Raw genomic sequence first — 22,500 nt, 5'->3', positions numbered from 1 at the left:
TCGCGCCCATACATGCCCACCGCCAGGATAGCCAGCGGATTCATCGCCTCATCCAGGCGCAATCCTTCCACGTAGGGCCAGTCGATCAGCGCAAAGCCCGAGCGCTGACCCGGCATGCTCTTGGGATCCTGCAGCGTTTCGAAACGAACATAACGAGCCTTCGAAGTCGGCTCGACCTGCTTGAGTACCTCATACAGCGGAAAGCCCAGCCAGGGAATGACCATCGACCAGGCCTCGACGCAACGCAGCCGGTAGATACGCTCCTCAAGCTGCAGGGGCTTGACGAAGTCTTCCAGCGCGTAGCGCCCGGGCTTGCCCACCTCGCCATCGACCACCACGCTCCAGGGCTCGGTCTTGAGACTGCCGGCATTGGCCGCCGGGTCCCCCTTGTCGGGCCCGAACTCGTAGAAGTTGTTGTAGTGGGTAGCATCCTTGAATGGCGTGATTGCCTCATCCTTGACCGTCACGGCTTGCCAGCGCGTCGCACCGAGCTTGTCCTTGAACCAGCCAGGCGTCGAACCCGCCTCCACGTCGGCATAGCGCGAAGGTTCGGCGGCCTGGCCGAGCACAGGCAAAGCGCCCAACGCAAACCCGGCTAGAGAGGCACCCAATACAGAGCGGCGAGAGAAATAGACACTTTCAGGGGTAACGTCCGATTCGTTGCAATCGGACGACTTGGGAAGCTTGATGAGCATGGCGGCTCCACAGCACTGGTGGCGGATGTACCAGTAAGACTATGGAGCCGGAGGGTTATTCCAGCATTAAATCTTTTTTCAGACTTTTCGACGACGACCGCGCAGCAAGTACTGCACTGGGCCTGAAACCGCATAGCCGAGGAAGATCAGCAGCAGAATCCGTGGTGGATCGCTGAACACCACGGCGAACACCAGCACCACGGCCAGAATCGCAACAAAGGGTACGCGCCCCTTGAGATCCAGCTCCTTGAAGCTGTTGTACTTGATGTTGCTGACCATCAGCATGCCTGCAGCCGCCACCAGCAGCGCCACCAGGAACGACAGTTTTGAACCCTGGATACCGTAATCGCTGAAGGCCCACACGGTACCGGCGACCACACCTGCCGCGGCCGGGCTGGCCAGACCGATGAAGTAGCGCTTGTCGGCGGTGCCGACCTGGGTGTTGAAACGCGCCAGACGCAACGCGGCACCGGCCACATAGATGAAGGCGACCATCCAACCGACCTTGCCCATGTCGCCCAGCGCCCAGCCAAAGGCCAGTAACGCAGGCGCCACACCGAAGGCAACCATGTCCGACAACGAGTCGTACTCGGCACCGAAGGCGCTTTGCGTGTTGGTCATCCGCGCCACACGGCCATCGAGGCTGTCCAGGACCATGGCGACGAAGATGGCGATCGCAGCGAAGGCGAAGTACTTGCTCGCCTCGCGCGGATCACCCGCGCTCAGGGCGCTCTGCGCACTGATGGAGTTGATGATCGAGTAGAAACCGGCGAACAGGTTAGCGGTGGTGAAGAGGTTGGGCAGCAGGTAGATACCGCGATGCCGGACCTTGCGCCCTTCGGCGTCGTGACCTTCCTCAACATGCTCATCGACAGGTAGCAGGCTTTCGGCGTCGGAGGGCTTGTTCGGCTCTTCGGGACGTTCGCTCATGAAATGCACCTTGCAACTGGGTGGAATAAGTTCGACAGAGGCCGGCGAAACAGGTTCTAACGGCAGATCTCTGGTCGCTTTATACCAGAAGCTGACTGCCTAAACGAAAAAACGCGGCCGAAGCCGCGTTTTTAATCTATCGAGGCAAGACTCAGTTCTTGGTCTTGTCGACGATCTTGTTGGCCGAGATCCACGGCATCATCGAGCGCAGTTGCTCGCCGATGATTTCGATGCCGTGGGCGGCGTTGTTACGACGCTTGGCGGTCATCGAAGGATAGTTGGTAGCACCTTCGCTGATGAACATCTTCGCGTATTCGCCGTCCTGGATGCGCTTCAGAGCGTTGCGCATGGCCTTGCGGGATTCTTCGTTGATGACCTCAGGACCGGTCACGTACTCACCGTACTCGGCGTTGTTGGAGATCGAGTAGTTCATGTTGGCGATGCCGCCTTCGTACATGAGGTCAACGATCAGCTTCAGCTCGTGCAGGCACTCGAAGTAGGCCATTTCAGGCGCGTAGCCTGCTTCGACCAGAGTTTCGAAGCCAGCCTTGACCAGCTCTACGGTACCGCCGCACAGAACGGCCTGCTCGCCGAACAGGTCGGTTTCGGTCTCGTCCTTGAAGGTGGTTTCGATGATGCCGGTACGGCCACCGCCGACGCCAGCAGCGTACGACAGTGCGACGTTCTTGGCGTTGCCCGAAGCGTCCTGGTAGACCGCGATCAGGTCAGGAATGCCGCCACCCTTGACGAACTCGGAGCGCACGGTGTGGCCCGGAGCCTTCGGCGCGATCATGATCACGTCGAGGTCGCCGCGCGGAACGACCTGGTTGTAGTGGATCGAGAAGCCGTGGGAGAAGGCCAGGGTGGCGCCTTTCTTGATGTTCGGCTCGATCTCGGTCTTGTACAGGGTGCCCTGGAATTCGTCCGGGGTCAGGATCATGACAAGGTCGGCAGCAGCGACGGCGGTAGCGACGTCAGCGACTTTCAGGCCATGGGCTTCTGCCTTGGCAACGGTGGCCGAACCTTTACGCAGACCGACGGTAACGTCTACACCGGAGTCTTTCAGGTTGCACGCCTGGGCGTGACCCTGGGAGCCGTAACCGATGATGGCGACTTTCTTGCCCTGGATGATGGAGAGGTCGCAGTCTTTGTCGTAGAACACTTTCATGGAAATACCCCTGGTTATATCTTGGCCCCGCAGGACCTTCGCTAATTGGTGAAGTTAGATGCTGAGTACTTTGTCGCCACGGGCAATGCCGGTGACGCCGCTGCGCACGGTTTCGAGAATCGAAGCGGTGCCGATCGCCTGAATGAAGCTGTCCAGCTTATCGCTGGTGCCGCTCAGTTGCACGGTATACACACTGGCGGTGACATCGACGATCTGCCCACGGAAAATATCCGTGGTGCGCTTGATTTCGGCGCGCTGGGCGCCGGTAGCCTTGACCTTTACCAGCATCAGTTCGCGCTCGATATGGGCGCTCTCCGACAGGTCGACCAGCTTGACCACCTCTACCAGCTTGTTCAGGTTCTTGGTGATCTGCTCGATCACTTCGTCATGACCCACGGTGGTGAGGGTGAGGCGCGACAGGGTCGGGTCCTCGGTTGGTGCAACCGTCAGGCTTTCGATGTTGTAGTTGCGCTGGGAGAACAGACCGACCACGCGCGACAAGGCACCAGGTTCGTTTTCCAGCAGCAGGGAAATGATGTGCCGCATATCAGGTACGCTCCGTCTTGCTCAGCCACATGTCACGCATCGAGCCGTCCTTGATCTGCATCGGGTAGACGTGCTCGGTCCGGTCGACCGCGATGTCGATGAACACCAGGCGGTCCTTCATCGCAAAGGCCTCTTCCAGTTTTGGCTTGAGGTCTTTGAGGCTGGTGATGCGGATACCCACATGGCCATAGGCCTCGGCCAGCTTGATGAAGTCAGGCAGCGACTCGACGTACGAGTGCGAGTGACGACCGTTGTAGGACATGTCCTGCCATTGGCGAACCATGCCCAGCACCCCGTTGTTCAGGTTGACGATCTTCACCGGCAGGCCGTACTGCATGCAGGTGGACAGCTCCTGGATGTTCATCTGGATGCTGCCTTCGCCAGTGACACAAGCCACGTCCTGGTCCGGGAAATTGAGCTTGACGCCCATGGCTGCCGGGAAACCGAAGCCCATGGTGCCCAGGCCGCCGGAGTTGATCCAGCGATTGGGTTTGTTGAAGCGGTAGTACTGCGCCGCGAACATCTGATGCTGACCTACGTCGGAGGTGACGAAGGCGTCGCCATTGGTCACTTCGCACAAGGTCTCGATGACCTGCTGAGGCTTGATGACACTGCCGTCGCCCTTGTCGTAAGGGAACAGGCCGCGGTCACCGCGCCACTCATCGATCTGCTTCCACCAGGTATCGAGGGCCGCCTTTTCAGGCTTCTCGCCGATCTCCCTGAAGATGGCCAGCATCTCGCTGAGCACGCTCTCGACCGGCCCCACGATCGGCACGTCGGCCTTGATCATCTTCGAGATCGACGCAGGGTCGATGTCGATGTGGATGATCTTGGCGTTCGGGCAGAACTTGGCCGGGCCGTTGACCACACGGTCGTCGAAGCGCGCGCCAACAGCAAGGATCACGTCGGCATTGTGCATCGCCAGGTTGGCGGTGTAGCTGCCGTGCATGCCCAGCATGCCGAGGAACTGGCGATCGGTACCTGGGAAGCCGCCCAACCCCATCAGGGTGTTGGTGACCGGCAGGTTCAAGGACTTGGCGATTTCGGTCAGGGCTTCGGAGCCACCACCGAGAATCACGCCGCCGCCGGAGTAGACGATCGGACGCTTGGCGGCCAGGAGCATCTCGGCGGCCTTGCGGATCTGGCCGGAGTGGCCACGGACCGCAGGGCTGTAGGAGCGCAGCTTGACCTTTTTCGGGTAGACGTACTCGAACTTCTCGGCCGGGTTGGTCATGTCTTTTGGAATGTCGACCACGACTGGACCTGGGCGACCGGATTGCGCCAGGTAGAACGCTTTTTTCAGAACTTCCGGGATCTCGGTCGGGTTCTTGATCATGAAGCTGTGCTTCACGATCGGCCGGGAGATCCCGATCATGTCGGTTTCCTGGAAGGCATCGGTGCCGACCATGGTGCTGGGCACCTGGCCAGACAGGATGACCATCGGGATGGAATCCATGTAGGCGGTGGCGATACCGGTAATGGCGTTGGTCGCACCGGGACCGGAGGTCACCAGGACCACGCCAGCCTTGCCGGTGGCACGGGCATAACCGTCTGCCATGTGCGTGGCAGCCTGCTCATGACGAACCAGGATGTGCTGGACTTCCGGTTCCTTGAACAGGGCATCGTAAACATGAAGGAGAGCACCACCAGGGTACCCGTAAATGTGCTTAACGCCTTCGTCACGCAAGAAGCGGACGACCATCTCAGCGCCAGATAAAAGCTCCACGTTGTTCACCTCTAAAACGCCAGAATACCGCCCCATCCGGGCGGGTCTTAATAGGTTTACTGCCAAGCAGAGCATGAGCGAACGTCAGCACTGACTGAGCAAGTATTGGGAGCGCCCCAGAGTGTTGCGGGGTTTTCCCACCCAGCGCGAGGTAACGCGTTGCGGGGTGTAGCGAGTCGGCGCGGGTGTGCGCCTCATGATCTGCCTAGCGGGTCTGCTTCTGGCAGTCCCCCTACAGCGGAAACTGGATTCTTCTGATTCGCCGCCCTCAAGTCAAGAAAAATTATTGCCAATTTTTCCCTGAGATGAATTCCTACCACCACGAAAAACGACGCCAGCAGCAGGAAAGCAAAGATTTCCATAAAAAAGGGCCACAATCTGCGGCCCTTGAAGGAAAAAGAGAAGAAATCAGGCTCAAGCAGCGATCAATTGATCGAATGCTGCCAGCAGGCGCCGCAGTTCGCGGCTTTCTTCCGGACGGTCGGTGAATACCGTCTCGGCCATGACCAGGATCCCCGATGCATTAGGCAAAGGGTGACCATGCTCAAGAATAAGCTTCATGCGCGGTAGGAAAATCCACTGCAGCCACTGTTCGAACGAAAGCGTATCGACCGCGAACGGCACGGTGCTGGCCAGGGCGCTTGCGCTGGGTGGCTCATGGTCCCACCAGCCACGGACCTGAAGCTCGCGCTCGATCAGCAGCAGGTGGTCGGCAATATCGAGAATGCGCTGTTCCATCACGACGCGGTCCGCGCCTTCTGCCGTGCCAGGGCGGCGCCGGCACTGTCACCCTGTTTCTCGCGAGCCTGGGCGATGATGTTCCACAGTTCGGCCTGCAGATCAGGACGACCGTTGGCATACGTCAGTGCCCGGCGGGCGAGTTGCTCGGATTGTGCAGCATCACCTTGCGACAGACGCACCTGAGCCAGGCGGAACAGCACCTGCGGCTCACGCGGTGCGATGCGCTGGGCGCGCTCCAGGCTGGACGAAGCACCGTTGAGGTCGCCACTGCCCTGCTGCTGCTGGGCGGTGGTCAGCAATGCCAGGACTGGACCGTCCAGTTGCTCATCGGCGGACAACCCGCCGCCGTTGCTGCGTGGGATACCGGTAGGCGCACGCGTGGCAGCGGTCGGCGCACTGTTCATCGACGCGATGTCGAAAGGTTCATCACCTGCCGGATTGGGGTTGGTGGTGATCGGGCCGCTGCTGACCGGCCCTGGGGTGATCGGCCCGGTGCTCAGCGGTGCAGAACCGGTTTGCGCCGGGAAGGTCTGGATCGGCGATGCACCCGCGCCCTGCGGGATCATCACCGTGACCCCGGAATCTTCAGGCAGGGACTGGGCCTGGGACGTACCATTGCTGCCGGAGTAGACCGGCGCGCCACGGTTGGCCGTGACACGCTCGCTGTTCGAGACCCGTGTACTCGAATCAACCACCGGAATGGCGCCACGCGGGACGCTGGCGCAGCCGTGCAGCACGGCCAGCGCCGTCAAGGCAGGAAACCACCACTTGTTCACTTCACACCCTCTTCAATACAGGCCGCTCAATTCATCCAGCCCTTGACCCAGTCCATGACCGACTCGGCAGGATTCTGCTCGCCACCGCAGGCAGTACCGGCAGGCGGTTCGCTCCCACGAATATACGGCATCTGCACCGCTCCCGGACAGCTACCGTCGGAGCCCTGGGCGCTGTGCGGATCGATCCAGGCCTTCACCACGTTATCCGGCTGCGGCATGTCCAGCGGCAGCGGGTCAGCCTTGCGCATGAAGCTGGTCCAGACCTGCAATGCACCGGTAGCACCGGTGAATGGGGTCTTGCCGTTGTCGTCGCGGCCGAGCCAGACCACTGCCAGCAGGTCCTGGCTGAAGCCTGAGAACCAACTGTCGCGCGAGTCGTTGCTGGTACCGGTCTTCCCCGCCAACGTCAGATTGTTCGGCAGCACGTTGTACACCGAGCGACCTGTACCCTCGCGCATTACCCGCTGCATGGCGTTCTGCACCAGGTAGATCGCACCCGGATCGAAGGTCTGCTGGATCTGGAACGGGTAGCGCTTGAGCGGCTCGCCTTCGGCGGTCAGCACGCTGCGAATCCCGCGCATCGGTGTATTGAAGCCACCATTGGCGATGGTCTGGTACATGGTCGCGACCTGCATCGGCGACATGCCGCCAGCGCCCAGCAGCATCGACGGGAACGCCGGCCAGTCGACCTTGACACCCAGCCGGCCGATGGTCTTGATGACGTTGGGCACGCCCACCTCAAGGCCCAGCTTGGCGGTGGACAGGTTGTAGGAGTTGGCCAGCCCCTGATACAGGTAGATAGTGCCGTGAGAGCGCCGGTCGTAGTTCTGCGGGCGCCATACCTGGCCATCGGCGCCCTTGACCGAAAACGGTTCGTCCTGCACCCAACTGGTCAGGGTGTACTTGCTCGGCTGCTCCAGCGCCGTCAGGTAGACCGCCGGCTTGACCAGCGAACCGATCGGCCTGACCGCGTCGATGGCGCGGTTGAAGCCGGCGAAGCCCGACTGACGGCTGCCGATCAGCGCCTGCACTTCGCCGGTTTCCGGGTTGGTCACCACCATCGCCGACTCGACCTCGTCGGCGCCCTTGCGGCCGGCCAGGCGCTTGAAGGTTTCACTCATCGCGGTTTCGGCCTTCATCTGCAGGATCGGGTCGAAACTGGTGAAGATGCGCAAGCCTTCTTCGGTCAGGTCTTCGTCGCGATAGTCCTGGCGTAGTTGGCGCTTGACCAGGTCGAGGAAGGCCGGGAAGGAGCTGTCGGCCAGGCTGCCGCGCTTGGTCACGCCCAGTGGCATCTTCTTCGCCGCATCGACCACTTCCTGGCTGGCCACGCCCTGCTCGGCGAGCAGGTCGAGCACCAGGTTGCGCCGTTGCAGAGCGCGCTCAGGGTAGCGGCGCGGGTTGTAGTAGGACGGTCCCTTGACCATGCCCACCAGCAGGGCAATCTGGTGCAGCTTGAGCTCCGACAGCGGCTGGCTGAAGAAGAACTGGCTGGCCAGGCCGAAACCATGCACCGCGCGCTGGCCGTCCTGACCGACGAAGACTTCGTTCAGATAGGCTTCGAGAATCTCGCGCTTGTCGTAGTGCATTTCCAGCAGCACGGCCATCATCGCTTCGGTCAGCTTGCGGCTGAGGCTGCGTTCGTTGGTCAGGAAGAAATTCTTCACCAACTGTTGCGTGAGCGTACTGCCGCCCTGGCGCATGGCCCCGGACGACGTATTGACCCACAAAGCCCGCGCGATCGACTTGGGCGAAACACCGAAGTGGCTGTAGAAATCGCGGTCTTCGGTGGCGATCAAGGTCTCCAGCAGGTATGGCGGCACCTGGTCGATGTTGATCAGGATGCGGTCTTCGAGATTCTTCGGGTAGATACCACCGATCATCAGCGGCTCCAGGCGAACCACGTCGAGCTTGCCACCGTTGGCCCCCGCCAGCCCGGCGACATAGTCGCCGGAGAAGCGTACACGCACGAACTGCGCAGGCTCCATGCCCTCGTAGAACTGGAAGCCGCGGGTATTCAGATCGACATTGCCACCGTTGACCGAGGCCTCGCCCGGACCATTGGCCGTTGCCTCGCGACGGTAGCCCAGGGCATCGAGCTCGGTGAGGAAATCATCCTTGCTCAGCTTCTGGCCGACGAACAGCTCCAGCGGCCGGGCATACACCTTGGCCGGGATGGTCCAGCGCTTGCCAGAGAACTTTTCCTGGACGACGGCATCGAGGTAGACCGCAAAGCCGGCGATCACCACCAGACCGACCAGACTGAGCTTGAGTGCCCAGCCCAGCCAGGCGCGGGAGCGGCTGGGCGGACGTTTCTTGGGGGTTCGGGAATTTCGGGTACGAGTCATGGCGGCGGATTATACGCACTTTGCAAAGGCAGGGGACGCCCTCAGGCGGTAGGCAGGGGCGGCTCCATTGACCATAATGTCGCCTCCGAATTCCCTTACCCCGGAAGGATCTCCGTGAGCCAAGCCCTGATCAGCGCGCTGCAGAACCCCGCCCTCTACCCCCACGCCGTAGAAGGCTTCCAGCTCATCGAGACACACATCTCCTGGGTTCTGCTCACTGGCGAATATGCCTACAAGATAAAGAAACCGATGAATTTCGGTTTCCTCGATTTCACTGGCCTGGACCAGCGCCAGCATTTCTGTAACGAAGAATTGCGCTTGAACCAGCGCCTGACCGAGGGCCTGTACCTGGAAGTGCTGCCGATCACCGGCAGTGCCGAAGCACCGCAGCTCGGTGGCGAAGGTGAGCCGATCGAGTTCGCCCTGAAGATGCGTCAGTTCCCCCAAGGCCAGATGCTCAGCACCCTGCAAGCCAACGGTGAGCTGAATGCCGGCCACATTGACCAGATGGCCCGACAGATCGCCGAGTTCCACCTGCAAGCGCCGAAAGTGCCAGTCGAGCACGCGCTGGGCACCCCGGAAGCGGTAATGGCGCCGGTGGAGCAGAATTTCGAGCAGATCCGCCCATTCCTCACCGACAAGGCCGACCTGCAGCAACTGGATAACCTGCAAGCCTGGGCCCAGGACAGCTTCAAGCGCCTGCATGGCCTGCTCGAGGCGCGCAAGGCCAATGGCTTCATCCGCGAATGCCACGGCGATATCCACCTGGGCAACGCCACCCTGATCGACGGCAAGGTGGTGATCTTCGACTGCATCGAGTTCAACGAGCCGTTCCGCCTGACCGATGTGTACGCCGATACCGCATTCCTGGCCATGGACCTGGAAGACCGCGGCCTCAAGTGCCTGGCACGGCGCTTCGTCAGCCAGTACCTGGAACTGACCGGCGACTACGAAGGCCTGGAACTGCTGAATTTCTACAAGGCCTACCGCGCCCTGGTACGCGCCAAGGTTGCCCTGTTCAGCCTGTCGCCCGATGCCGACGGCGTGCAGCGCGCCACGACCCTGCGCACCTATCGCAACTACGCCAACCTGGCAGAGAGCTACAGCGCCATCCCCTCGCGCCTGCTGGCCATCACCCATGGCGTGTCCGCCGTCGGCAAGAGCCATGTGGCGATGCGCCTGGTCGAGTCGCTGGGGGCAATCCGCGTACGTTCGGATGTCGAGCGCAAGCGGCTGTACGGCGAGCAGCAGGCGCAGAACTCCGGCCAACTGCAAGCGGGCATCTATGACCAGGACGCAAGCACTGCCACCTACAAGCGCCTGAACGAGCTGGCAGCGACCATCCTGCGCGCCGGTTTCCCTGTCGTGCTCGATGCCACCTATCTCAAGCGCGAGCAGCGCAAGGCCGCAGCGGAAGTGGCCAACAGCACTGGTGTCCCCTTCCTGATCCTCGACTGCCAGGCGCCCGAAGCGGTCATCATCAGCTGGCTGGAGCAGCGTCAGACAGAAAATGTCGATCCGTCCGACGCCACCCTGGAAGTGGTAAAGGCCCAGCAAGCCAACCGCGACCCACTGGACGAAGAGGAGGCCGCGCATGGCAAGCGCGTCGACACCCATGAAAGCGCCAGCATGGACCAACTTATCGAGCAGATCCGCCAGCGCCTGCCCGGTCTCTGACCTGCAAGGCGTGAAGCAGTCCACAGTTCGCGCCTGATCTTCGGCGCCACCTCAGTGATGGCATTACAATATCATCACACCCCTGAGGAGGCGCCGTCATGAACCAGCCCCGGCAATTGGACAACGCCCTGTACACCCTGGTGCGCGATGAACAGATCGCCACCTTCAACCGCGAGAAGCCAGTCGACGGCCCCATTGATTTTCGCGGTGGTGACTTCCGGGGCCTTGACCTGCGCAACCTCGATGTACGCGGCATCGATTTCACCGACGCCTACTTTCATGCCGCCGACCTGCGTGGGCTGGATCTGCGCGAAACGGGCATGGAAGGCGCCAGCATCTCCCACGCACAGATCTCCGGGACCTATTTCCCGGGCGACCTGAGCGCTGACGAAATCCTCATGTCCCTGAAGTTCGGTACGCGCATGCGTTATCGTCCGAAAGGCTAAGCCTGACATTTCTGGACACAGCATCCCGTCGCCCGCACATGGCAAAAGGCCGCGTATTCGCCCAGCCCCGCTACACTCCTCTCTGACCTGCTCGCGATTTATCCACAGACCCGTTCGGCCATCGCAAGGAGGCTCGATGAACGATGAGTTGCAGCATCTGAAGAATCTAGGCAAGACCTCTGCGCAATGGTTGCATGCCGCTGGTATCCACAGCGCTTCGGATTTGCGCCGCCTGGGCGCGGTCGGGGCTTACCAGGCCGTGAGGACGCGGGGCTTCCGCGCTTCGAAAGTGTTGTTGTACGCCATCGAGGGCGCACTGCTGGATATGCACTGGAACGATCTGCCCGCCGAACGCAAGCAGGCACTGAACCAGCAACTGGATGCCAAGACCCCGCCGCAAAAAAAAGCAGAATAATCGAAGAAAGGGTATTGACCTCCAAATGAGAATCGTTATGATTATCACAACTGGTCGCGAGACTGGTTGGATAAACTGAAAGCCCCTGGTTCGGACTCTCAGATTATCTCCTCATCAGGCTAATCACGGTTATTGACCCGGCAATTTGCCGGGTCTTTTTTTGCCTGCAAATCGGGAAGCTGCCCGTGGTAACTACCCACCGCGCAACTGGGCACAGTAATCCTGCTCAGGCAGCGCCGCGGTGTACCACACATAGTCCGCCATTCCTGCCTCGACCTTCTGCCCGACTTCGGCCAGCAGCAGCACGCGGGTTTCGCCCTGCGCCTGCAGATCAGCCAGATGCAGCGGCACACCCAGGTCCTTGCGCGCGTGATAGGCGCCGGCCAGCAAAAGTGCAGGCTGCGGTGCCGCCAGCAGGCGCTCGGCCATATGTCGGTCCCTTTGCTGCTGGATGACCAACATGGCTGGCAACTGGCTTTCCGGCAGCAACCCGCAATGGCCCTCACGCACCTGCTCGAGCAAGGCAGCCTTTACCTGCGGTGCATTCGACCGCACGCCAGTCAGGACGGGCTGTCGGCGATAGGCCTCACGCATTGCTTCGGGGCTCAGGTCGCCAGCCAGCAAAACCCCAGGGCCTTTCAGGGCTTCACGCACGATCGGCGCGTACATCTGCCAATCCCAACCCTTCTGCCAGTCCAGCGCTGTGGGCAAGTCGCTCGGTAGCTGCGCCTGACGCTGCACCTTGTCGATCAGGGGCTGCTGCGCAGGCTGGAGCATCTCCAGCACCACGCTGCCTTGTGGCCTGACGGCCTGCAAGGCCTGCAGCAGCCAACGCTGCAGCGCATGGTGATCGGGGTTATCGTGTTTTTCACCGATCAGTATTCGCGGCACATCGCTCAGCGCCCGAATCAGCTCATCGGGCGTCAGGACACGGCCACTGGGCAACGCCTGTATCTGGCCGAGCGTCGGCTCGTTCAACCCTTGGCTGCTCTGCCAGGCCGGCAACGCTGGCAGCGCAGGCCGATGCACCTGGCAACCCGCCATGGTCAAGAACACCCCCATCGACAGGCCGAACAGCAAGGGATAGCGCATCGAAGGCTCCTAGCGGGTGATGATCAGCGGATGGCCGCGCTCCGGATGGGCCTGCACCAGCACATCGATACCGAATACTGCCTTGAGCGCCTGTGGCGTCAGCACCCGGGCCGGTGTGTCGAGCGCGTGGCTGCGACCCTGTTCCAGCAGCAGAATAGCGTCACAGTAGCGCGCGGCAAGGTTCAGGTCGTGCAGGATCACCAGCACCGCTGCGCCGCGGTCGGCAAAACTGCGCACCGCCTGCAACGTGGTGTGCTGGTGCAGCGGATCGAGGGCCGAGGTCGGCTCATCGAGCAGCAACGTCGCCCCCTCCTCTCCTGGCCACAGTTGCGCCAGCACCCGGGCCAGATGAACACGCTGACGCTCGCCGCCGGACAGCGCGAGGTAACTGCGTTCGACCAGGTGCCAGGCATCGGCCGCCTTCAGCGCCGCCTCGACGATCTCCCGGTCGCGCTGCTGGCCACTGCCGTGGGGCAAACGGCCCAGGCCCACCACCTCTTCGACACTGAAGGCAAAGCCCAGGCTGGACACCTGCGGCAACACTGCCAGGCGTCGCGCACGCTCCTGCCCCGGCCAGTGCGCCAGCGCTCGCCCCTGCAGCAGGACGTGCCCCTGGCTCGGCGCCAGTTCGCCACACAATGCCCCCAGCAAGCTGCTCTTGCCCGCCCCGTTGGGGCCGAGCACGCCCAGCACCTGCCCAGGCCGCAGGTGCAGGTCGATACCGTGCAGCACCTCGGTGCCGCCGCGCTTGAGCGACAAGCCTTTGACTTCGAGCATCAGCGCCCCCTCCTGACCAGCAGGAACAGGAAGAACGGAGCGCCAATGAAGGCCGTCACGATCCCGATCGGCAGCTCCGCCGGCGCCAACGCCAAGCGAGCCACCAGATCAGCGAACAGCAGCAGGGTTCCCCCCGCCAGCAATGACGCGGGCAACAACACGCGATGATCAGGCCCCGCAACCAGACGCACTAGGTGCGGAACCACCAGACCAATGAAGCCGATCAGGCCCGCAGCCGCCACTGCTGCGCCGACACCCAGGGCAGTGCAGAACACCAGTTCACGCTTGAGCCCTTCTACATCGATACCCAGGTGACGCGCCTCCGACTCGCCCAGCAACAACGCGTTCAGCGCCTGCGCCCGGCGCGGCAGCCACAAGGTTACCCCCAGTGCCACCAGCAACAGTGGCCACAGGCGCTGATAGCTGGCGCCGTTGAGGCTGCCCAGGTTCCAGAACGTCAGAGTGCGCAAGGTGGCGTCGTCGGCCAGGTAGGTGAACAGCCCGACCGCCGAGCCGCCGAGGGCGGTCATGGCGATACCGGCCAGCAGCATGGTGGCCACGTCGGTCTGACCATTGCGCCGCCCCAGGCGATAGACCAATGCCGTAACACCAAGCCCGCCGATGAAGGCACAGAGCGACAGCAGATAGGGTGCGAACCACTCCGGTATGCCCCCAAGCCAGGCGCCGCCGACGATGGCCACGGCAGCGCCGAGCGCCGCGCCGCTGGCAACCCCGACCAGGCCAGGATCGGCCAGCGGGTTGCGAAACAGCCCCTGCATGGCCACACCGGACAGCGCCAGCACCGCACCGACGGCCAGCCCCAGGAGCGTGCGCGGCAGGCGGATCTGCCCAAGAATCAGCTCAGCCTGCTCAAGCCCCGTCCGGTCGATGGGCATCCCCAGCAGCCGCAATCCGGCGCGCAGGATATCGGTCAGCGGCAAGCTGACCGGCCCCAGCGCCAACGACAGCCACACCGCCAGCAGGCACAGGAATGTCAGGCAGATGAACAGCGTACGCGGCTGGACCCGCTGCTTCATTGGTTGAGGCTGGCCTTGGCTGCGGGATAGAAAGCACCGGCCAGCTCATGCAAGGTGGCCGGCAGCCGCGGGCCGAGGCCACCGACCAACAGCGTCGGATCGAGTGACACCAGGCGCTTGTCGCGTACCGCACGCGAAGCGGCCAGCGCCGGATTTTCCTTGAGCAGCGCCTTGAGCGCCTGCTCGCCGTCCAGTGCTCGGTCGGAAAACACCACCACGTCCGGATCCAGCGCGGCCAGCGCTTCGACAGAGAAGTTCTTGTACCCCTGGTGATCCGCCAGGTTGCGCGCCCCAGCCTGACGCAACAGCCAGTCGCCCGAGGTGCCCTGCCCCGCGATCAATGGCTTGGCACCGGCATGACCGACCAGCAGCAACACACCTGGAGCCTTCTGACCGGCCTGGGCCTGCTTGATCTTTGCCTGCAGCGCATCGAGCTGCTGGTGGTAGCGAGTGCTCAGCTCACTGGCTTTTTGCTGCGCACCGAGCAGCTCGCCCAGGTGCTTGAGGTTCTGGTCCACTGCCGCCAGGTCGGCCTCACTGGAGAACAGCTCGACACGCACCCCGGCCCCGCGTACCTGCGCCAGCACCGGTGGCGGCCCCATTTCCTCGGTGCCGACCAGTACATCCGGGCGCAGGCTGAGGATACCCTCGGCTGACAGTTGACGCTGGTAGCCGATGCTCGGCAGTGCCTTGAGCGACTGCGGGTGCTGGCTGGTGGTATCGACGCCGACCAACCGCGCCTCGCCGCCCAGGGCACTGATCCATTCGCTCAGTGCCCCACCGGCGCTGACCCAGCGCTGCGGCAGGTCGGCGGCCAGCAACGGGGAGGAAAGGACAAGACCGGCGCACAAGGCGATCAGGGCAACAGGACGGCGCATCATCGGGTTCCTTTGCAGAAGGCGGCCAGACACCTTGTGGCACCTGACGGAACTGCGCACCATGGACGGGCTGGCGCAGTGGATGCGGGCAATTTGATAATTATTCGCATTGAAGCGTCAAGCCACCATTGGTTTCAAGAGTCTTATCTGCAATGCATTTCCTCTGCTCCTCCCAAGCCCTCGCCGAAGGCCGCAGCCGCGCCTTCAGCGTAGCTGGTGAAACGCTGTTCGGCGTGCGCCGCCAGGGCCGGGTGTACCTGTACCGCAACCATTGCCCGCATCGCGGCATCACGCTGAACTGGGCACCGGACAGCTTTCTCGATGACAGCGCCAGCCTGATTCATTGCGCCCATCATGGCGCGCTGTTCCTGATCGAAACCGGCGAATGCGTGTCGGGCCCCTGCGAGGGCGAGTCGTTGCAGGCCCTGGACTGCCACGAAGACAGCCAGGGCATCTGGCTCAAGGGTTGAGCAATACCGGCAGGCGGCGATCGATGATGATCTGCTCGGCATCAAGGCGCGCACCATAGGCCAGCACCTCGACACCATCGGCCACCGCATCGCGCAGTGCCTGGGCATAACCAGGGTCGATCTCTTCGGCCGGGCGTACCGCCTCGATGCCGGTGAGGTTGACGCAATACAGCTGCACGGCGCGAACACCCTGGCGGGCCAATGCAGCGAGCTCGCGCAGATGCTTGGCGCCGCGTTGGGTCACCGCGTCAGGGAAGGCCGCCACCGCGGTGTCGGGATAGCCCAGGGTCACGCTCTTGACCTCGACATAGGCCGGGCCCTCGGCGAACTCCAGGCGAAAATCCACGCGACTGCGCTCCTCGCCATAGGCCACTTCACGCTTGAGCGCGGCGAACCCGGCCAGCTCGGTGATCACGCCAGCGCGCAGGGCTTCCTCGACCAGGGCATTGGCCCTGCCGGTATTGACGCAGGCCAGGCGCCCCTGAGGCGTTTCACTGATCTCCCAGGTGCCCGCCAGCTTGCGCTTGGGATCGTTGGAACGACTGAACCAGACCTGCCCGCCGTCGCGCATGCAATTGAGCATGGAGCCGGTATTCGGGCAATGGATGGTCATCTGTTCGCCATTGGCCAGCTCGATGTCGGCCAGGAAGCGTTTGTAGCGGCGCAGCAGACGCGCTCGCTCGAGTTCGGGAAGGAAACGCATCAGGGTTGCCAGCTCCGCAGGCCACGGGCAATGCGCTGCACCGCCTCTTCCAGGCGCGGCAGGCTCTGGGTGTAGGCGAAGCGCACGTGATGCCCGGCCTGGTGGCGGCCGAAGTCCAGCCCGGGCGTGAAGGCCAGATGCTCGGTTTCCAGGAAATGACGACAGAAAGCGAAGGCATCGCCGCCGAAAGCACTGATGTCGGCGTATAGATAGAAGGCGCCCTGCGGCTCCACGGCAATGCCGAAACCGAGCTCGCGCAAGGCGGGCAGCAGGTAGTCGCGACGCCGGGCGAACTCGGCGCGGCGTTCCTCGAAGATGGCCAGGGTGCCGGGCTCGAAGCACGCCAGCGCAGCATGCTGGGCCATGCTCGGCGCACTGATGTAGAGGTTCTGCGCCAGCTTTTCCAGGTCGGCCACGGCCGAAGGCGGTGCGACCAGCCAGCCGAGACGCCAGCCGGTCATTCCGAAATACTTGGAAAAACTATTCAGGACGAAGGCGTCATCGTCCACCTCCAGCACGCTCGGCGCATCCATACCGTAGGTCAGGCCATGGTAGATCTCGTCCACCACCAGATGCCCGTGATGCTCACGGGTGGCCCGGGACAGGCTGGCCAGGGCCTCGCGGTCGAGCACGGTGCCGGTCGGGTTGGCGGGCGAAGCCACCAGCGCACCGACGGTATCCTTGTCCCAGTGCCGGTCGACCAGGTCGGCGGTGAGCTGGTAATTCACCTCCGGCCCTACTGGCACCAACTGCGCGCCGCCTTCGACCAGGCGCAGGAAATGGCGGTTGCACGGGTAGCCTGGGTCGGCCAGCAGCCAATGCTTGCCCGGATCCACCAGCAGGCTGCTGGCCAGCAGCAGCGCGCCGGAACCGCCAGGCGTCACAAGGATGCGCTCGGGATCCACCGACAGGCCATAACGCTGGCCGTAGAAACCTGCGATCGCCTCGCGCAACGCAGGCAGGCCACGGGCGGTAGTGTAGCGGGTATGCCCTGCAGCGAGCGCGGCCTGCCCGGCTTCGACGATCGGCGCGGCCGTGGTGAAGTCCGGCTCGCCGATCTCCAGGTGGATCACGTCATGGCCTGCCGCCTGCAGCTCGTTGGCACGCGCCAGCAGCGCCATGACATGGAAGGGTTCGATGGCGCGGCTGCGCGCACTGTAGGAGTGGGCCATGACCTTCTCTCAATTGGGTCTAAACTGGTGATTCTACTGTCGAGAAACACCGAACGGGCGACGCAGGTTGCTGTCAATACCTCGGATCGGGCGGGGTAGCGCACCCCCGATCTATCTGGTAAGTTCGGCGGCTCGCAGTCGCAGGGCCGGCGGTCGCCGGAGATGGAGCATCCTGCGCATTGGATCAGATGAGTGAGAGGCGGTCTATTCATGTCCACCGTAGAAAAGCAAAAAACCAATCAGACCATGTACGGTGTCGAGCCCTATAAGGAAACCAAGGGTGAAGAGTACATGGGCGAACCCATGCGCAAGCACTTCACCAAGCTGTTGGGTGCATGGAAGCTCGAGCTGATGACCAGTGTCGATCAGACCGTGACCCATATGAAGGACGAAGCCGCCAACTTCCCGGACCCTGCGGACCGCGCGAGCCAGGAAGAAGAGTTCGCCTTGGAGCTGCGTAACCGCGACCGTGAACGCAAGCTGATCAAGAAGATCGACAAGACCTTGCAGAAGATCCAGGACGAAGAATACGGCTGGTGCGACTCCTGCGGCATCGAGATTGGCCTGCGCCGACTGGAAGCCCGTCCCACCGCAGACCTGTGCTTCGACTGCAAGGAAATTGCCGAGAAAAAGGAAAAGACAGTCGGCAAGGGCTGATCCTTCTTCCCTCCGAACGGGGCGCATCGAGCGCCCCGTTTCATTTATATGCCCAGCACATCCATGAACGACTCCCGCTATATCGGGCGATTCGCCCCCACCCCCAGTGGCTTCCTGCATTTCGGCTCGCTGGTCGCCGCCCTCGCCTCCTGGCTCGATGCCCGCGCCGTCGACGGGCGCTGGCTGCTGCGCATGGAGGACACCGATCCGCCCCGGGAAATGCCCGGCGCCCGTGACGCCATCCTGCAGACCCTCGAACGCTACGGCCTGGAGTGGGATGGCGAAGTGGTGTTCCAGAGTCAGCGTCATGAGGCCTACGCCACGGTGGTCGATCGCCTGTTCAGCATGGGCCTGGCCTACGCCTGTACCTGCTCGCGCAAGCAACTGGAAGGATACGGCGGCATCTACCCCGGTTTCTGCCGCAACGCTGGCCATGCCCGCGAAAATGCCGCCATCCGCATTCGGGTGCCCGAACTGCTCTACCGCTTCAACGACCGTGTGCAGGGGGAATTCCAGCAGCACCTTGGACGCGAGGTGGGGGATTTCGTCATCCAGCGCCGCGACGGGCTGTATGCCTATCAACTGGCAGTGGTGCTGGACGATGCCTGGCAAGGCGTGACCGACATCGTGCGCGGCGCCGACCTGCTCGACAACACCCCGCGCCAGCTGTACCTGCAGGAACTGCTGGGGTTCTCGCAGCCGCGCTACCTGCACATTCCGTTGATCGTGCAGCCGGATGGGCACAAGCTGGGCAAATCGTACCGTTCACCACCGCTGCAGGCGGACCAGGCCACGCCGCTGCTGTTGCGGGCGTTACGAGCCCTGGGGCAGGCGAGTGATCCTGCGCTGGAAGGTGCCAGTCCGGCCGAGGTGTTGACGGTGGCGCGCAGGCAGTGGAAACCTGGGGCGATTGCACAGCAGTTGACGGTGCCGGAGGCGGATTTGCGCTGACGCGGCCGGCCCTCTTGCGGGGCAAGCTGCGCACATTCAAAACCCCAACGAATTCAAACCCTTGGCGAACACCCCAGAATCCCGCTAGCATCGCCCCAGCCATTTGCGCCAATAATAAGAAGCTCAAACCCGCAGCGCCCTGCCATCGAGGCCCGCATGTATATCTATCGCTTGGTCCTGCTTCTGGTCGTGGGGATCTATCTGTTCTCCCCGGCCATCATGGACTGGTGGATCGAACCGACCGGAGCCTGGTACCGCCCGTATCTGCTCTGGCTGATCCTGATCGTCGTCACCTTCATCCTGCAGAGCCAACGAGATGCCGATGAGCTTTAGCCTGACCCAGATGATCCTGATCAGCGCCGCCTACCTGCTGGTGCTGTTCGGCGTGGCCTGGGTCAGCGAACGCGGGTTGATCCCGCGCTCGGTCATCCGCCACCCCCTGACCTACACCCTCTCGCTGGGCGTCTATGCCAGTGCCTGGGCGTTCTATGGTTCGGTAGGCCTGGCCTACCAGTACGGCTATGGCTTCCTCGCCTGTTACCTGGGTGTGTCCGGGGCCTTCCTGCTGGCGCCGGTGCTGCTCTACCCGATTCTCAAGATCACCCGCACCTACCAGCTCTCCTCCCTCGCCGACCTACTGGCGTTCCGTTTCCGCAGCACCTGGGCCGGGGCACTGACCACGGTGATCATGCTGATCGGCGTATTGCCGTTGCTGGCCCTGCAGATCCAGGCGGTGGCCGACTCCATCAGCATCCTGACCGGCGAGCCGGTCAAGGCGCGCGTGGCCTTCGCCTTCTGCGTGCTGATCATCCTCTTCACCATTTTCTTCGGCTCACGCCATATCGCCACCCGCGAGAAGCACGAAGGCCTTGTGTTCGCCATCGCCTTCGAGTCGGTGATCAAGCTGCTGGCCCTGGGCGGCATCGGCCTGTACGCCTTGTACGGGGTGTTCGGCGGCCCGCACGAACTGGAAGTCTGGCTGCTGCAGAACCAGACGGCACTGGCCGCACTGCACACGCCGCTGCAGGAAGGCCCATGGCGCACGTTGCTGCTGGTGTTCTTCGCCTCGGCGATCGTCATGCCGCACATGTACCACATGGCCTTCACCGAGAACCTCAGCCCGCGCTCGCTGGTCAGCGCCAGCTGGGGCCTGCCGCTGTTCCTGCTGCTGATGAGCCTGGCGGTGCCGCTGGTGCTGTGGGCAGGCTTGCGCCTGGGCGCAAGCACCAACCCGGAGTACTTCACCCTGGGCCTGGGCATCGCCGCCAACAACGAGGCGCTGGCCTTGCTCGCCTATGTCGGCGGCCTGTCAGCGGCCAGCGGCCTGATCATCGTCACCACCCTGGCGCTCTCGGGCATGGCCCTGAACCACCTGGTGCTGCCGCTCTACCAGCCCCCTGCCGAGGGCAACATCTACCGCTGGCTGAAATGGACCCGCCGCGCGTTGATCGTGGCAATCATCACCGCAGGCTTCGTCTTCTACCTGACCCAGAATACCCACCAGAGCCTGGCCAACCTGGGCATCGTCGCCTTCGTCGCCACGCTGCAGTTCCTGCCGGGCGTGCTTTCGGTACTGTACTGGCCAACCGCCAATCGGCGCGGCTTCATCGCCGGCCTGCTGGCCGGTACGCTGGTGTGGATGGTCACCATGCTGCTGCCGCTGCTGGGCAATGTGCAGGGCTTCTACATTCCGCTGCTGAACATGATCTACGTGCTGGACGACACAAGCTGGCACATGGCGGCCATTGCCTCGTTGGCGGCCAACGTGCTGCTGTTCACCCTGATCTCGCTGTTCACCAACGCCAGCAGCGAGGAGGTCAGCGCCGCCGAGGCCTGCGCAGTCGACAATGTGCGCCGCCCGCAACGCCGTGAACTGCATGCGGCCTCCCCCCAGGAATTCGCCACCCAACTGGCCAAGCCACTGGGCGCCAAGGCCGCGCAGAAAGAAGTCGAGCAGGCCCTGCGCGACCTCTACCTGCCCTTCGACGAACGCCGCCCCTACGCCCTGCGGCGCCTGCGTGACCGCATCGAGGCCAACCTCTCGGGGCTGATGGGTCCCAGCGTAGCCCAGGACATGGTCGAGACCTTCCTGCCCTACAAGTCTGGTAACGAGAACTACGTCACCGAAGACATCCACTTCATCGAAAGCCGTCTCGAGGACTATCACTCGCGCCTGACCGGCCTTGCCGCCGAGCTCGATGCGCTGCGCCGCTACCACCGTCAAACGCTGCAGGAACTGCCCATGGGCGTCTGCTCGCTGGCCAAGGACCAGGAAATCCTGATGTGGAACCGAGCCATGGAGGAGCTGACCGGCATCGCCGCCAAGCACGTGGTCGGTTCGCGCCTGGTGACCATCGCCGAACCTTGGCGCGGGTTGCTGCAAGGCTTCATCGACCTTCCCGACGAGCACCTGCACAAGCAACGCCTGGCCCTGGACGGCCAGCCGCGCTGGCTCAACCTGCACAAGGCGGCCATCGACGAGCCGCTGGCCCCGGGCAACAGCGGCCTGGTGCTGCTGGTCGAAGACCTCACCGAGACCCAGGCCCTCGAAGAAAAGCTGGTGCACTCCGAGCGCTTGGCCAGCATCGGCCGCCTGGCTGCAGGCGTGGCCCACGAGATCGGCAACCCGATCACCGGCATCGCTTGCCTGGCGCAGAACCTGCGCGAGGAACGCGAAGGCGACGGCGAGATCATCGAGCTGTCGAGCCAGATCCTCGAACAGACCAAGCGCGTCTCGCGCATCGTCCAGTCGCTGATGAGCTTCGCCCACGCCGGCGGCAGCCACCAGAATACCGAAGAGCCCGTGTCGCTGGCCGAGGTGGCGCAGGATGCCATCGGTCTGCTGGCGTTGAACCGGCGCAATTTCGAAGTACAGTTCTTCAACCTTTGTGACCCGGACCACTGGGCCGAGGGTGACCCGCAGCGCCTGGCCCAGGTGCTGATCAACCTGCTGTCCAACGCCCGCGACGCCTCGCCAGCTGGCAGCGCCGTGCGTGTGCGCAGCGAAGCGAGCGAGCACACCGTCGACCTGATCGTCGAAGACGAGGGCAGCGGTATTCCGAAGAACATCATGGATCGCCTGTTCGAGCCCTTCTTCACCACCAAGGATCCGGGCGAGGGAACCGGACTGGGGCTCGCTCTGGTCTATTCCATCGTGGAAGAGCATTATGGGCAAATCACCATCGACAGCCCGGCCGATCTCGATCGGCAACGTGGCACACGGATCCGCGTGACCCTGCCCCGGCATGTCGTAGCGACGTCCCCTGAAATTCGAGACCGTCGAGAGAATTGAATC

Annotated in this window: 22 protein-coding genes (1 of these 22 only partly in view); 8 read left to right on the top strand and 14 right to left on the bottom strand. The window is 63.0% G+C overall.

The window, feature by feature from the left end; all coding sequences use genetic code 11:
* The 8 genes from msrP to mrcB all read right to left on the bottom strand — a co-directional run.
* Positions 1 to 695, bottom strand: the 5' portion of a protein-coding gene (gene msrP, locus ACK3BK_RS03925; protein WP_411383763.1) for a protein-methionine-sulfoxide reductase catalytic subunit MsrP. The gene continues 319 nt to the left of window position 1, outside the view; only the first 695 of its 1,014 coding nucleotides appear in the window; it begins with the start codon at positions 693 to 695; its stop codon lies beyond the left edge, outside the window.
* 78 nt (positions 696 to 773) lie between these two features.
* Complete coding sequence (pssA, locus tag ACK3BK_RS03920) at positions 774 to 1,625, bottom strand: CDP-diacylglycerol--serine O-phosphatidyltransferase (RefSeq protein ID WP_054892580.1); 852 nt, start codon at positions 1,623 to 1,625, stop codon at positions 774 to 776.
* A 151-nt stretch (positions 1,626 to 1,776) separates the two neighbouring features.
* Positions 1,777 to 2,793, bottom strand: a complete 1,017-nt coding sequence (gene ilvC, locus ACK3BK_RS03915; protein ID WP_151926452.1) for a ketol-acid reductoisomerase — start codon at positions 2,791 to 2,793, stop codon at positions 1,777 to 1,779.
* A 54-nt stretch (positions 2,794 to 2,847) separates the two neighbouring features.
* On the bottom strand, positions 2,848 to 3,339 hold the full coding sequence (gene ilvN, locus ACK3BK_RS03910; protein WP_003250040.1) for an acetolactate synthase small subunit: 492 nt from the start codon (positions 3,337 to 3,339) through the stop codon (positions 2,848 to 2,850).
* Between the two features lies 1 nt (position 3,340).
* Positions 3,341 to 5,065 carry an acetolactate synthase 3 large subunit gene (locus tag ACK3BK_RS03905; protein ID WP_186670384.1) on the bottom strand — a complete coding sequence of 575 codons (1,725 nt, stop codon included), beginning with the start codon at positions 5,063 to 5,065 and terminating at the stop codon, positions 3,341 to 3,343.
* A 414-nt stretch (positions 5,066 to 5,479) separates the two neighbouring features.
* On the bottom strand, positions 5,480 to 5,806 hold the full coding sequence (locus ACK3BK_RS03900) for a YqcC family protein (protein WP_186670385.1): 327 nt from the start codon (positions 5,804 to 5,806) through the stop codon (positions 5,480 to 5,482).
* Complete coding sequence (locus tag ACK3BK_RS03895; RefSeq protein WP_411383762.1) at positions 5,803 to 6,582, bottom strand: tetratricopeptide repeat protein; 780 nt, start codon at positions 6,580 to 6,582, stop codon at positions 5,803 to 5,805. Before ACK3BK_RS03895 ends, ACK3BK_RS03900 begins: the two co-directional genes overlap by 4 nt.
* Before the next feature lie 26 nt (positions 6,583 to 6,608).
* Positions 6,609 to 8,930 (bottom strand): penicillin-binding protein 1B, encoded by a 2,322-nt coding sequence (gene mrcB / locus ACK3BK_RS03890; RefSeq protein WP_411383761.1) that lies wholly within the window; start codon positions 8,928 to 8,930, stop codon positions 6,609 to 6,611.
* 114 nt (positions 8,931 to 9,044) lie between these two features.
* Between mrcB and ACK3BK_RS03885 the strand changes: the two genes are divergently transcribed.
* The 3 genes from ACK3BK_RS03885 (at position 9,045) to ACK3BK_RS03875 (ending at position 11,468) form a co-directional block, all read left to right on the top strand.
* Positions 9,045 to 10,607: an AAA family ATPase gene (locus ACK3BK_RS03885; protein ID WP_186720401.1), complete on the top strand. Its 1,563-nt coding sequence runs from the start codon at positions 9,045 to 9,047 to the stop codon at positions 10,605 to 10,607.
* A gap of 98 nt (positions 10,608 to 10,705) precedes the next feature.
* Positions 10,706 to 11,053: a pentapeptide repeat-containing protein gene (locus tag ACK3BK_RS03880; protein WP_411383760.1), complete on the top strand. Its 348-nt coding sequence runs from the start codon at positions 10,706 to 10,708 to the stop codon at positions 11,051 to 11,053.
* Positions 11,054 to 11,189: 136 nt separating this feature from the next.
* A complete protein-coding gene (locus ACK3BK_RS03875; RefSeq protein WP_186670391.1) occupies positions 11,190 to 11,468 on the top strand; it encodes a TfoX/Sxy family protein in 279 nt (92 codons plus the stop codon).
* Between the two features lie 192 nt (positions 11,469 to 11,660).
* Here ACK3BK_RS03875 and ACK3BK_RS03870 read toward each other — a convergent pair whose 3' ends face one another.
* The 4 genes from ACK3BK_RS03870 to ACK3BK_RS03855 are packed head-to-tail and all read right to left on the bottom strand — an operon-like array spanning position 11,661 to position 15,255.
* Positions 11,661 to 12,560: a ChaN family lipoprotein gene (locus ACK3BK_RS03870; RefSeq protein ID WP_411383759.1), complete on the bottom strand. Its 900-nt coding sequence runs from the start codon at positions 12,558 to 12,560 to the stop codon at positions 11,661 to 11,663.
* Positions 12,561 to 12,569: 9 nt separating this feature from the next.
* Complete coding sequence (locus ACK3BK_RS03865; protein WP_411383758.1) at positions 12,570 to 13,337, bottom strand: heme ABC transporter ATP-binding protein; 768 nt, start codon at positions 13,335 to 13,337, stop codon at positions 12,570 to 12,572.
* The gene (locus ACK3BK_RS03860; RefSeq protein ID WP_411384438.1) at positions 13,337 to 14,320 is read right to left on the bottom strand and encodes a FecCD family ABC transporter permease; all 984 of its coding nucleotides are present in this window, start codon (positions 14,318 to 14,320) and stop codon (positions 13,337 to 13,339) included. Before ACK3BK_RS03860 ends, ACK3BK_RS03865 begins: the two co-directional genes overlap by 1 nt.
* A gap of 50 nt (positions 14,321 to 14,370) precedes the next feature.
* Positions 14,371 to 15,255, bottom strand: a complete 885-nt coding sequence (locus ACK3BK_RS03855) for a hemin ABC transporter substrate-binding protein (RefSeq protein WP_288375676.1) — start codon at positions 15,253 to 15,255, stop codon at positions 14,371 to 14,373.
* Between the two features lie 149 nt (positions 15,256 to 15,404).
* On the opposite strand from ACK3BK_RS03855, the gene ACK3BK_RS03850 reads away from it, so the two are divergent.
* A complete protein-coding gene (locus tag ACK3BK_RS03850) occupies positions 15,405 to 15,722 on the top strand; it encodes a Rieske (2Fe-2S) protein (protein ID WP_411383757.1) in 318 nt (105 codons plus the stop codon).
* Here the strand turns inward: ACK3BK_RS03850 and sfsA are convergent.
* Both sfsA and ACK3BK_RS03840 read right to left on the bottom strand, forming a co-directional pair.
* On the bottom strand, positions 15,712 to 16,425 hold the full coding sequence (sfsA, locus tag ACK3BK_RS03845; protein WP_411383756.1) for a DNA/RNA nuclease SfsA: 714 nt from the start codon (positions 16,423 to 16,425) through the stop codon (positions 15,712 to 15,714). The two genes, ACK3BK_RS03850 and sfsA, sit on opposite strands and share 11 nt — an antisense overlap.
* The gene (locus ACK3BK_RS03840) at positions 16,425 to 17,597 is read right to left on the bottom strand and encodes a pyridoxal phosphate-dependent aminotransferase (RefSeq protein WP_411383755.1); all 1,173 of its coding nucleotides are present in this window, start codon (positions 17,595 to 17,597) and stop codon (positions 16,425 to 16,427) included. Before ACK3BK_RS03840 ends, sfsA begins: the two co-directional genes overlap by 1 nt.
* A gap of 210 nt (positions 17,598 to 17,807) precedes the next feature.
* On the opposite strand from ACK3BK_RS03840, the gene dksA reads away from it, so the two are divergent.
* The 4 genes from dksA to ACK3BK_RS03820 all read left to right on the top strand — a co-directional run bounded on the left by dksA (position 17,808) and on the right by ACK3BK_RS03820 (position 22,497).
* Positions 17,808 to 18,254, top strand: coding sequence for an RNA polymerase-binding protein DksA (gene dksA, locus ACK3BK_RS03835; protein WP_054892595.1), 447 nt, complete (start codon positions 17,808 to 17,810; stop codon positions 18,252 to 18,254).
* 63 nt (positions 18,255 to 18,317) lie between these two features.
* A complete protein-coding gene (gluQRS, locus tag ACK3BK_RS03830; RefSeq protein ID WP_411383754.1) occupies positions 18,318 to 19,205 on the top strand; it encodes a tRNA glutamyl-Q(34) synthetase GluQRS in 888 nt (295 codons plus the stop codon).
* Positions 19,206 to 19,361: 156 nt separating this feature from the next.
* Positions 19,362 to 19,538, top strand: a complete 177-nt coding sequence (locus ACK3BK_RS03825; protein WP_003250005.1) for a hypothetical protein — start codon at positions 19,362 to 19,364, stop codon at positions 19,536 to 19,538.
* Positions 19,522 to 22,497, top strand: coding sequence for a sensor histidine kinase (locus ACK3BK_RS03820; protein ID WP_186711118.1), 2,976 nt, complete (start codon positions 19,522 to 19,524; stop codon positions 22,495 to 22,497). Before ACK3BK_RS03825 ends, ACK3BK_RS03820 begins: the two co-directional genes overlap by 17 nt.
* Positions 22,498 to 22,500: the final 3 nt, after the last annotated feature.

It is taken from the genome of Pseudomonas sp. L7, from assembly GCF_046605565.1.
GTDB lineage: Bacteria > Pseudomonadota > Gammaproteobacteria > Pseudomonadales > Pseudomonadaceae > Aquipseudomonas > Aquipseudomonas wayambapalatensis.
The sequence above is the reverse complement of the archived record's forward strand: the minus strand, read 5'-3'. Positions and strand labels throughout refer to the sequence as shown.